Consider the following 11743-nt stretch of genomic DNA (forward strand, 5'->3'; position numbering starts at 1 on the left):
TTCTCTTATTCAGCAATTTAAAGAGCTGAATAAAGTTAGCGCTAGCATTTGGATCACCCCCATTAATACTCTGAAAACAAAGAGTAAAAAATATTTTTAAATACTATTGACTTTCAGTTTTCTCTATAATAAACTAATGATTTTTATAGAGTTGAAACGCTGGCTATTTTTCTTTGAGGAAACAGTCTAGAAATACGTTATGAAGGGATTTATCCTTTCAAGCGTATTTTTTTTTTTGCGTTTTAGTTGATTTTCTCAATATCATTAGTTTTTTGGACTCTTCAAATGGCTTGAAACTATTATCAGAAAGCTTATTTATGAAGCTTATAGATTTAGTTGTTTTTCTTGATAGTTAAAAGTAAAAGATCATTGTTTTTGGTAAGTACAAGACAAAGTGAGGGTTTAGGGAAATGGCGGAAGAGCGAAATAAGAAGCAACAGCCAAACAAAAAAAAGCGAACTACAAAATCAGCACCAAAACAAACTGTAAATAAGAAACAGGTCTCTAAACATTCAAAACCTAAAAGCAGGAAGCCACAAGCTAAAAATAGCAAAAAAAAACAAGAGCATGTTTCTAAAAAAGCAAAAAAAAAAACGCAACAACGTAAACCCAAAAATCCTGTCTATACTTTATTATTTAACATTATTTTTTACGGTTTCATTTTATTTATGATTATTGGATCGATTATTTTTGCAACGACTAAAAATGCTGACAAAAGTGTGATGGGTTATCGTTTTTTCGGTGTTTTAACGGATTCAATGGTGCCGAGAGATCCTGAAAAACAAAAAGGGGGCTTTCATTCTGGCGATGTGATCATCGTAAAAAATATTGCTGGAGATTCGGCTGAAGTAGGAGATATCATTACATTTCGTCCTAGCATCAAGAGTCAGGCATTTTTAACTCATAGGGTGAAAGAAAAGATGGATCATTTAGGCGATACCAAGGGAACCTACTATATCACTCAAGGAGATGCCAACTTAGCAGAAGATGTGCCAGTTAGCGCGAAACAAGTGGTGGGGAAAAAAATTATAGTTGTTCCTAAAATAGGCGCATTTCTAAATTTTGTACGTGAAAATCCGCTGGTTTCAATTATTTTCCTGATTTCAGTTTTCGGTTTTATTACGATCATCAGGTACTACATTTTAAATAAATAAGATATTTACTTTTTAATTAGGGATGAAAACCTATTTTCGTTGCCAATGTTGAAAAGTTAATAATAAAAAAATTTGGGAGGAAATTTAGAAATGAATAAAAACAGAAAGAAAAAAGTTCTTGCGTTAGCAAGTGCCTTTGCACTTGCAGCAATAGCTGCGGCAACGTTTGCTTGGTTTACTAGTGAAGACCAAAAAACCAACCACTTTGAAGGTCAAATTGCAACTGGAAAAGATATTGAAGTGGTGGAAACATTTGAGCCACCGACCGAATGGGATCCAGGTTCAGAAGTAAATAAAGATGTGGCAATTGCCAATATCGGTAAATACAAAACATTGATCCGTGTCTCTTTAACAGAATCATTGCAACTTTTAAAAGACCATCAAGCAAAACCAACAACTGGTGCTGAACTTGAAGGTAAAACAAGTAAAGAAATCTACTTATTACCTGGCGCGGATGCCCCAGCTGGTTTTACAGATTCTACCTTCGATGGTGCTGCACCAAAAATAAGTGTAGCAGCAGGAGAATTCGCTGGTGATTATACATTAAAAGTGAAAGAAAAAGCTGAAACAGTTGGAACAAAAACCACGTATACTTACCGCTATGCTTTTGAAAAAGGCGGCGTTTTATATCATGCAAGTGGTATTGATGGATTCGTGCGTGATGCTACAAATAAAATTAAAGTAAAATCAGGTACTCCAGCTCTTAGCTATGTATCGTTAGAATACAATGCTGCTGAGGAAAAAGCATGGACACAAGCACCAATTTATGCGCCAACATTCACACAAGATGGTACGTTGATTTGGAACGCACCTGCGGCAACAGGATCAAACAATATCCAAATTTCATTTAATAACATTACAACTGATCCAACTGTCGCTGACAAATGGTATTTCAACGCTGCTGATGGTTACTTCTACTACACAAGTGTTGTAAACCCAGGAGTAAATACAACACAATTGATGGATGCAGTTAAATTACTGGGAACAGCTGGTAATGAATATAGTAAATTGATCTATGACTTAACTGTAAAAGGCCAAGGTATTGCAGCATACAAAGACGCTGTTGATGACTGGTTGCCAGCAGGTATCAATGATTCTTTAGCGACAGCTTTAAAAGATCTAGTACCAGCTAAATAATTGAAAATAGCTATCTATTTTGAGGGGGAAAAAGGATGAAAAGAAAATACAGGGAGAACAAGTGGTTATGGGTAGGGTTCCTCCTACTAATTAGTTTATCACTTACCTTAAAACCTGTTGAAGTAAACTCTGAATCCAACCTTCCCCCAGGAATAGTGGCTGGTGATGATCAAGGTATTAAAATAAAAAATGACGGACAATATCTCGTTGATATTCGAGATGTTGCACCAGGTAAAAAATGGTCTACCAAAATCACGATCATCAACATAGAAGAAGATATCCCTTATCACTTAACCATGAATGTCAGTAAACCGACGCTTATAGAAGGCTCATTAGATTTATCTGAAGCGATTCAGATGACCTTGATTTACGATGGGAAAACAATTTACACTGGACCGTTATCAGGTGTAAGCAAAACGCTAAATCTACAAGATAAATCAGCCCCACTAAATCTAGGTACATTCAAAGGGGGCGACACCAAGATGTTGGAAGCCCAATTTGAGCTAGATGGCAAGTCGTATACTAATAGAGATTTTTTTAAAAAGAATATAGTGGAAAATATTTGGCAGTTTAAAGCAGTCAAAACAACATTACCAGATACTAAAGAGCCAGAGCAACCGGACAAACCTTTTCTTGAAAAACTAGTAAGTAAGTTAAGGCTACCAAATACAGGGGAAGAATGGCGTAATGCTCTACTTTTTTCATGTATAGGCTTATTTTTAGTATTGGTTTCATTATTGATCATCAAACATAAAAAACAGGAAAAAAAACCATATGAACAGAATAAAAAATTGTAATTGGATTTTTTAGAACGATCAAATGATGGGAGGCGGTACAGCATGAAAAAAAATAAGCACAATCTTGGTAAAAGAAAGAAACCTAGCAAAAAGCAAAGAGCAAAAGTAAACACAAAATGGATCATTGCTGTAAGTACATTTCTCTTTTCTGGTTTGATGGTTCTAGGAAGTACATATGCTTGGTTTGTCTCTGAAGATAGTGAGCTCAATCATTTTGTTGGTTCAAGATTATCTGCTGAAATCATCGAAGAATTTGAACCTAATTTTGAATGGCAACCAGGTTTAGCAACAAAGAAAGTGATTCAAGTTAAAAATACTGGAAATATTCCGGCGTTTGTACGAATCAGTTTATATGAATACTTATTGACTTTCAAAATAGATATTACAGATCAAACGGGGAATGGTAATCTAGCCATCGCATCACAAGAGGTGCTGCCAACTGTTGATCAAAAAAATACAGCATCATGGCAACCAGCAGTTAACGTTGGCGGAACATATTTATATGACGGCCAACAGTTGATTGCTGAAAAAGCAATCGTTCCTAATGTACTTACAGGAACCGAAATGTATAAATTTAAAGAGAGTGCTAGAGAAAAGACAGATCTGCGTTGGTTTCAGTTAAACTTTCCAGATAACGTCTACGATGTTGCACCCGCAAAAGGAACAAAAAATTATTGGTTCTATCAAGACGGATACTTTTATTATTCTGAATTACTGGCACCAAATGAAATAAGTGCGCCGGTAATGAACAGCGTACATTTGAGTCCGAGTGCGCCAAATCGATTTAAAGGTTCTTTATATCAACTAAATCCGATGATGGATGCTCATGATACCACGAAAGGACTGTTAAGTTCCTGGAATATTGGCAATTCTGGTGATCTATATAACATGTACCATGGGCGCTTAAATGATTAAAAGAAGAGTCCTCAATATGGAAAAATCAAAAGGATGTGAAAAAGTATGTACGCACTAGGAGTACTTTCGGCTAACCAAACGATACAAGAAAGCGAAAAAAAAAAACTTTTTACTGATTTTGATATTTCAATCTATGATTTAGAAAATGTGGACATAGATTCTCTTCAAGGAATCATTCTTCAAAAAAATGAACAGATTCAAATCGAAAAATTATTTCAATGGCTAATCAAAGTCCGAGAAAGTCCGTTAAAACCAATCTGGATTTTGACAAATGAACCATTAGGAGAAGAAAAAATCATCTATTTGAAATTAGGCGTCACTGGCTTTTTATTAGAATCAGACACGTTTGATGAAATCGCTTGGACGATAAAAAATGGATTACTTTGTATGGCTGTAGAAAAAGAGCGCGGCTTTTGTTTAGATCCGTCGAGCTTTACTGTGTTGATTTCCGATACAAAGCTCGTTCTAACCAAATTGGAATATATGTTATTAGATTATCTATATACATCAGGAGATAAAGTTCGGACCTATGAGGAAATTGCTCATTATCTATGGGAAAAAGAAACAGTACCACCAAAATATCGTGTAGCGAATTTAATTTTTCACATACGACAAAAAATAAAGACGATCGATATCAAATATGCTGATGTTATTAAAACAGTTCGTTCAAAAGGTTACAGACTGAATCTGCCGGATGAATCTATCAATAAGTAAATAAAACGCTAACTGCACAAATTATCAAGAGTGATAACTTAGTGGTTTGAAGTCTTTAAATGTCTGATAAATAGTAATTAAGCAACCAAAAAGGAGTGGATGGGCACGTGAAGAAAAAGCAGAAGACCAAAAAGTATTTAAGTATCAAACAATTTTGCTTATTTACAGGATTTTTGGTAACGATTATCTGTCTTTCCTTTGGTTTATATCAAACCTACGCAGCCTTGACAGATAGTGATCTAAAGCAGAATGAATTTAGAGTTGGGAACCTTAAAACTTCGATAGAAGAAGAATTTGATCCACCCGCAATTTTTGAACCCGATAAAGAATATTTAAAAAAAGTCACGATAAAAAATACCGGAGAACAGGAAATTTTTATTCGAGTTTTGGCATTACCCGTACTTACTAAAGCACAAGCGAATGGTTCTCTCACGCTATTACCTGCAACGGTTGACGGACCAACTCCAGTCTTGAGTATTGATTATAATTTGACTGATTGGACCAATGGAAATGATGGTTATTTTTATTATAAGAAGAAGCTGTTAAAAGGGGAAACGACAACAAATTTATTCACTAAAGTGAAAATGAATCAAGTGAATATTACTGAAGAATATGAAGGTGTCTTGTTATCCTTTGAAGTCAAGGCAGAAGGAATCAGTACGACAAAATTTGCTTATAGAGATGCTTGGTGGAGTGGCCAGATACCTACAAGCAAGCCACTTTTAGATGTGGATAATTTATTGGAAAATCAAACGATCAGTGAATAGCAAGAAAATTCTAAGAGGTAGAGAAGAGGTGCTATTTTGAAAAAAAAAGAAAACAGGCACGTAACGTTTTTTAAATGGTTTATGCTTATTTTTTGCTTGATTGGCTCTATTTATGCAGCGCAATCCTCACTTTCATATACTAATGCTCCAATTAAGGCAGCTCAAAAAACTGACCTGCAGCCCGGACAAATAAAATTAAGTAAAACAGCTGAACCTGTAGCTGGTATGGTCAATCAATGGGATATCACACTTCGAATCGAAGGCCGCAACCAATTCCCACCACCCCCGACAGATGTTGTACTGATCATTGATACATCGGGAAGTATGAAAGATAACGATCGAATGGTCAAAGCTAAAATGGCAGCTGAAAAGTTTGTAAATATGGTTTTACGGAAAGATTATGATAATAGAATTGCTCTGATCACTTATAGTTCAGAAGTAACAAATTATACATTTAATGAAAGTGGTTGGAGTGATCAATTTGTCGATCCAACCCATAAAGGATTATTGATTGATAAAATCAAGGAATTAAAGCCGGAAGGTGGAACATTTACTCAATCTGCAATAAAGTCTGCTACGGAAGTAATTGCTAAAGCATCCGGAAGTAAAAGAAATATCGTTTTGATTTCAGATGGTGTGCCAACGTTCAGTTATCCACCAACTGAGCCATATAACCAACTAATCGGTATGGAAGAATACAACGTTCAATCTGGCTATACCTACTATGAAAGTGTTAAAACGATTCCAAAAGGAAAGTTCAATTATAACAAAATATATGGAAATGGTGCAGAAGGACGATATCGTTATGGTGCATTTGCACCAGATTATGAACAAATGCCGCCAAATTCAACAAATCGCTTAATGGCAAATCATGCCCATAGTGCAATAGCAGAAGCATCGATTGCAAAAAACGAGAAAATGGCAAATGGGGAGAATTTAGTCACGGATTTTTATACGATCGGTGTGGATATGGATTCGACTTCCTCAGATGATGGTATTGTTACCGGAAATAAGACCTTGAAAGAAATTGCGACTTCCGAAGATAAAAGTTTTGCTGCAACAGCGGACAATTTAGAAGATATCCTGAGTGGCATTGCTGGAGAAATCGTAGGAGCAATCAAATCAGGCTTTGTTGTTGATCCGATGGGAATAGGATTTGAAATGAATGGAGCAGTCCAAGCAACGCAAGGAACAACCGAGATCAAGGATGTCAATGGGCGACCAACTATCAATTGGAATGTCGGAACACTAAAAACGCCAGTTTCGCTTGATCCTGATGAAGATGTTATGTTTGCTGAAATAAAGTACCGTATCAACGCAGACGATGAAGTATTGAAACCGAATATCATTGGTGCAAATGGATTAGCAGAAACGAATGGGCGAACAACGATTATTTACAAAGACTACAATGATGTTATGAAACAAGGCGATTTTATTGTGCCTAAAGTCAAGCCGATTATCGTTAGTTTGCAAAAGAAATTACAAAATGAAACAGGTACGGAGATAGAGGATCGAACAGAATTGTTTGATTTTAAATATGGCGAGGATCAATACACAATAAATGATCATTTTTCTCTCTATTCAAATGAGGTCAAAAAAATTGTTCATCCGTGGAAAGCCAATCAAGACTATGGCGTGGAAGAAATACTAAAAGCGAACCAAGACTACGAAACAACGATTGATATCAATGGCTTAACCAAGATCGGTTTAAAGAGTAGCTTTAAATTTGCAACAACAGTGGATGCTTACGCACATCAGCAAATTATTGTGACAAATAAAAAAATTCCAGAAAAGAAAACAGTTAGTTTAAATATTCGACAAGCTGTACTTAAACCAAATTCAGAGTTAGTTATACCATCAAAAGGATTTTATCGCTCTGTGATCGATGAGACACAGCAAAACTTGAACTTAATTTCTGGAAGTACAACTAAGGATTCTGCCGCTGAAGTAGTACAAAATCTCTTTACAAAATATGAAATTACCTTAACAAAACAACAAAAGCAACTCAAAGTTGTAGACGTAATTCCAGAATACTATACGTTTTATGGTTATATTGCCACAACGACGAATTTAGATTTAAATAAAACACATATTTCCAGTAATACAGCTAGTTTGATCAAGAACAATGAAGCTATTTTAGATTACCAAAAAGAAAATGAATATTGGCTAACGATATTCATCACACCTAAGTTTGGGGAAGATAGTAATGGAGAACTCATTATTTCACCAAGACCCTACAGTTGGGATTACAAGGTTAACAAATTTGGATCCTAAGTGTTATAAAAAACAAATAATCAGCAAGTAATCTTATTGTTTTTCAATACTTTTCTGTATTCTTTGACTGTTGCCTGATAGTCTAACGTTTCTAAAATAGATAAATAGTTAGTGATGTGAGCGTTGACAGCGAGTTTTTGACTAGCCGTCTTAGCAATTTCATAGTTTAGGCTGGCAATGATCTTTTCAAATAGTCGGTAATCCGTTTGCGCATTTTCTTTGGCTAAGGTTGAAAAAATTAGTGTATTTTCATAATCTTGACAATTTAAGCATAAGCCAGAAAGATTTAGGTAAATCCGTAATTTGATATCTTGATACTGTTCCAAAGTGCTGAGTGTGTCGATTTTTTTTCCAACTAAAGTTCCTAAGGCAATTGCTTCAGAAAGTTCAAAACAATATAAAGAATTATTGAGTAATTTTAATTCATAGAGATACCATTTATCGATGCCAATTAAATATTGTTTGATTGGGTCCATTAGATCTTTCAAACAGTCGATAGTGTCAGACTCTGACTGCTCTAGGTTTAAGAGTGCCATTGCCTGTGTAATTAAGTTCAGGTGGTAATATTTTTTATTTTTTGTTGTACTATATAGCGTTTGTGATTGCGCAATAAGTGACGTTAGTTGTTGCTTATCTTTTTTAAAAACAGCTTGGCTCAATTGGTGATATAAGTGATTTTCGGTTGGAAAAACTTCAGGATCTAGGGCATACAGGAATTCGTCAACAGAGATGAAAAGTCTCTCCAGTATCAGTAAAAATTTGTCAAAAGATGGCATGCTGGTATTTGTTTCGATCAAATAATAGGCTTGCCGAGTAATGATGCCATCATAAATATCTTTTTGGCTGAGCCCTTTTTCCTGTCTAATATTTTTTAATAACGTTCCATAATGGTTCAAAATAGTGCTCCTCTCTAATCGTAAAGAATAATTTACCTGATGAAAAAAGTTGCAATGCTTATGTTATTATAGCAAAAACATTAAATAACCAACGAAAAATCAAACATTTTTTTATATTTTATAATTTTTTAAATATCTTTCAGGATTGGAGAGGAGTTGAGTAAGATGATTCAATTATTTATTTGGTTTATTACATACTAAAGAAGAGTGCACAAGGGTTAGAAAAATCAAAATTGTTAGGAGAGCTTTTTTATATGAAACAGAAGATTAGCTATTTATTTTTTTCATTCGTTTTCGTCTTATTGACTTTGGGGGCCTTAGGTGGAAAGCAAGCTGAAGCTGTTCAAGGTAATGCATCATGGTCAACAGGATCAAGTGTGAATAGCCAAATGGGAACGGCTTTTACAAATGATTACATGTCAAATGTTCAAAATAATCTTTTGACACCATCAAGTGCAACATCACGCTTTTTTGCTCCAGTATCATGTGGCGGCATTCAAGTAATTAAATATGATGAACGCACAAATGCACGATTGTCAGGAGCACAGTTTACCATTTATGACCGCTGGGGTCGAGCAGTTCAAGTGATTCAGACGAATTACAATGGGATTGCAGAAACAAGATCCTTACCACTTGGATATTATTCTATTAAGGAAACGAAAGCACCGACTGGTTATCAACTAGAAACAAGTGCTTTGAGTTTCAGTATTCTTAGAGCAGGACAATTTATCTGTATCACTAAATGTAATAAACCGTTACCGACTCAAACTGGCAGTCTTAAAGTCAATAAAGTTGGTGAAAATAACCAAGCCTTAGCTGGAGCCGTTTTCGATGTGTACAATGCGAATAATCAATACGTGGGAAGAATCACGACAAATGCTAACGGAGTAGCCACATTAGGGAATCTACCATATGGCACGTACAAATTAATCGAAGTTCAAGCACCAGCTGGGTATGAATTAGATGCAACACCGAAGTATGTTACGATTTCTGCTTCCTCACCAGGAGGAGTAGCTGGTATTACGATTTCAAATAAAAAAGTAGTAAAAACTGGAACGATTGAAGTAATTAAAAAAGATGAGTCTGGCAAGTTATTAGCTGGAGCAAAATTCTATGTTCTAAACAGTAAGAATGTCTATGTAGGACAAATCACAACAGATGCCAATGGCGTTGCAACGTTGGCAAACCTACCTTATGACACATACGTATTACTGGAATATGAAGCACCAGAAGGCTATGAATTAGATCAAACGTTAAAATATGTTACGTTGTCTGAGAGTAGTCCGAACGGTAAAGCAAGTATTACTGTTGTGAATAAGAAGAAAATCACGACTGGCGCACTTGAAGTAATCAAAAAAGATGAAGCCGGCAAGTTGTTAGCTGGAGCAGAGTTTGAAGTTCGTGATGCCAATGATAAAGTTGTTGGAACTATTACAACAGATGCCAATGGGATTGCGACATTGAAAGATTTACCATTTGGCACATATAAAATAATTGAAACAAAAGCACCAGAGGGGTATGAGTTAGACGCAACACCAAAAACAATTACAATTTCCAAAGGTGATCCAAATGGGGTAATCAGTATCACCATTGAAAATAAAAAGGCTAAAACAACTGGAAATCTTGAAGTAGTTAAAAAAGATGAAGCTGGAACACTTTTAGCTGGGGCTGAATTTGATGTGTATAACGAAAAAGATGAGCTAGTTGGTAAAATCACAACAGATGCCAATGGCGTGGGCCAATTAAATGACCTACCGTATGGCACTTACAAGTTAATCGAAACAAAAGCACCAGAAGGCTTTGAATTAGACGCAACACCAAAAACAATTAAAATTTCGAAAGATGATCCAAACGGTAAAGTTTCAATTAATGTAATCAATAAAAAAACAGAACCGATCACTGGTTCTTTAAAAATCACGAAATATCGCAAGGATTCAGATCCAACGGTTTATTTAGAAGGTGCAGTATTTGAAATCTATGACAATAATAATCAACTTATCGGGACACACACCACAGATGTCAATGGAGAAGTCCTCTTAAATGATTTAGAACCAGGTAAGTATTATGTGATCGAAGTTGAAGCACCACCAGGTTATGAACAAGACGCCACTTTCTACGAAGTGATGGTTGAATCTGGAAAAATAGCTGAAATAAGACATGCGAATATCAAAAAAGAAAACTTGGGCGGATTGAAAATTACCAAATATGCCAAAGATAAATTCGGTTTTGAAACAGATATAGTCTTACCAAATGCTGAGTTTGAAGTAAAGGATTCAGCTGGAACGATCCATAAAGGAACGACCGATACTCAAGGAGAACTTTTCTTCCCAGATTTACCGATTGGAGAAGTAACCATCACTGAAACGAAAGCACCAGATGGCTATAAAATCGAGGTAGCCACTCAAAATACAAAAATTGTTGCAGAGACAATCACAGGAGTAACATTTTATAATCCACCTAAAGAGGAATTAGGTCGTGCCTTAGTTTATCTTTCAAGTAACGATGCGAAACAAGCCCTACATGGCCTGGAATATAGCATCACCTGTGCGGAAGGTGCAGCGTTTGAAACAACAGTTGTTACCAATAAATTCGGACAAATCAGCACTTACTTGCCACCAGGTGAATATGAAATAGAACCTGTTGTAAAAGGATATTCGACCACTTCTAAAGCAACTAGCTTTAAAATTGAAGCGAATAAATTCACTATTATTAGATTAACGATTTAAACAGGATTCAAACACACACAATTGTTTTAAGATAGATTGTTTACACAACGATCTATTTTAAATAGATGATAATAAAAAGTGCACATTTTATTATCCAAAAACTATTTGGGAGGAATACACACTATGAACAAACAAGCTGAGAAAAAAGTTGGAAAATCTTTTGAAGAATTAACACCAGAAGAAATGAATAAAGTTCAAGGAAGCTTCGGTTGGAGCTGGTCTTCATCATCATCTTCATCATCATCAAGAAGCTGTTATTCTACAAGATGTAGCTATAGCTGCTGCTCTTCAAGATGTTGCGGATGGTAATTTAAAATAAGCGAGTTGCTAGACGAGGTCCTCTTGATAGGTGCCTTGTCTAGC

10 protein-coding genes are annotated in these 11743 nt (G+C 35.5%); 9 read left to right on the top strand and 1 reads right to left on the bottom strand.

Annotation, left to right across the window (positions count from 1 at the left end):
- The first annotated feature begins 410 nt into the window (after positions 1-410).
- The 7 genes from A5819_RS09420 to A5819_RS09450 all read left to right on the top strand — a co-directional run bounded on the left by A5819_RS09420 (position 411) and on the right by A5819_RS09450 (position 7758).
- Entirely contained in the window at positions 411-1154 is a 744-nt protein-coding gene (locus tag A5819_RS09420) for a signal peptidase I (protein ID WP_086278556.1), read from the top strand.
- Between the two features lie 90 nt (positions 1155-1244).
- The gene (locus A5819_RS09425; RefSeq protein ID WP_086278557.1) at positions 1245-2291 is read left to right on the top strand and encodes a BsaA family SipW-dependent biofilm matrix protein; all 1047 of its coding nucleotides are present in this window, start codon (positions 1245-1247) and stop codon (positions 2289-2291) included.
- A gap of 35 nt (positions 2292-2326) precedes the next feature.
- The gene (locus A5819_RS09430; RefSeq protein ID WP_086278558.1) at positions 2327-3088 is read left to right on the top strand and encodes a hypothetical protein; all 762 of its coding nucleotides are present in this window, start codon (positions 2327-2329) and stop codon (positions 3086-3088) included.
- Positions 3089-3130: 42 nt separating this feature from the next.
- Positions 3131-4003 carry a BsaA family SipW-dependent biofilm matrix protein gene (locus A5819_RS09435; protein ID WP_086278559.1) on the top strand — a complete coding sequence of 291 codons (873 nt, stop codon included), beginning with the start codon at positions 3131-3133 and terminating at the stop codon, positions 4001-4003.
- A gap of 45 nt (positions 4004-4048) precedes the next feature.
- Positions 4049-4717 (top strand): winged helix-turn-helix domain-containing protein, encoded by a 669-nt coding sequence (locus tag A5819_RS09440; protein WP_086278560.1) that lies wholly within the window; start codon positions 4049-4051, stop codon positions 4715-4717.
- Between the two features lie 107 nt (positions 4718-4824).
- The gene (locus A5819_RS09445; protein WP_086278561.1) at positions 4825-5484 is read left to right on the top strand and encodes a hypothetical protein; all 660 of its coding nucleotides are present in this window, start codon (positions 4825-4827) and stop codon (positions 5482-5484) included.
- A 36-nt stretch (positions 5485-5520) separates the two neighbouring features.
- A complete protein-coding gene (locus A5819_RS09450; protein WP_086278562.1) occupies positions 5521-7758 on the top strand; it encodes a VWA domain-containing protein in 2238 nt (745 codons plus the stop codon).
- 20 nt (positions 7759-7778) lie between these two features.
- Here A5819_RS09450 and A5819_RS09455 read toward each other — a convergent pair whose 3' ends face one another.
- A complete protein-coding gene (locus A5819_RS09455; RefSeq protein WP_086278563.1) occupies positions 7779-8654 on the bottom strand; it encodes a helix-turn-helix domain-containing protein in 876 nt (291 codons plus the stop codon).
- A 254-nt stretch (positions 8655-8908) separates the two neighbouring features.
- On the opposite strand from A5819_RS09455, the gene A5819_RS09460 reads away from it, so the two are divergent.
- Together A5819_RS09460 and A5819_RS18955 are read left to right on the top strand one after the other, a co-directional pair.
- Positions 8909-11380 carry a SpaA isopeptide-forming pilin-related protein gene (locus A5819_RS09460; RefSeq protein ID WP_086278564.1) on the top strand — a complete coding sequence of 824 codons (2472 nt, stop codon included), beginning with the start codon at positions 8909-8911 and terminating at the stop codon, positions 11378-11380.
- Between the two features lie 123 nt (positions 11381-11503).
- Entirely contained in the window at positions 11504-11689 is a 186-nt protein-coding gene (locus A5819_RS18955; RefSeq protein ID WP_139843294.1) for a serine-rich class II lanthipeptide, read from the top strand.
- Positions 11690-11743: the final 54 nt, after the last annotated feature.

Source organism: Enterococcus sp. 7E2_DIV0204 (assembly GCF_002140855.1).
GTDB classification, from domain to species: Bacteria; Bacillota; Bacilli; order Lactobacillales; family Enterococcaceae; genus Enterococcus_L; species Enterococcus_L lemimoniae.

Excerpts from the sequence above, each read along its gene's own strand:
- A5819_RS09420 (WP_086278556.1), top strand. The coding sequence starts at position 411 with ATGGCGGAAGAGCGAAATAAGAAGCAACAGCCAAACAAAAAAAAGCGA.
- A5819_RS09460 (WP_086278564.1), top strand. The coding sequence starts at position 8,909 with ATGAAACAGAAGATTAGCTATTTATTTTTTTCATTCGTTTTCGTCTTA.
- A5819_RS09440 (WP_086278560.1), top strand. The coding sequence starts at position 4,049 with ATGTACGCACTAGGAGTACTTTCGGCTAACCAAACGATACAAGAAAGC.
- A5819_RS09425 (WP_086278557.1), top strand. The coding sequence starts at position 1,245 with ATGAATAAAAACAGAAAGAAAAAAGTTCTTGCGTTAGCAAGTGCCTTT.
- A5819_RS09435 (WP_086278559.1), top strand. The coding sequence starts at position 3,131 with ATGAAAAAAAATAAGCACAATCTTGGTAAAAGAAAGAAACCTAGCAAA.
- A5819_RS09430 (WP_086278558.1), top strand. The coding sequence starts at position 2,327 with ATGAAAAGAAAATACAGGGAGAACAAGTGGTTATGGGTAGGGTTCCTC.
- A5819_RS18955 (WP_139843294.1), top strand. The coding sequence starts at position 11,504 with ATGAACAAACAAGCTGAGAAAAAAGTTGGAAAATCTTTTGAAGAATTA.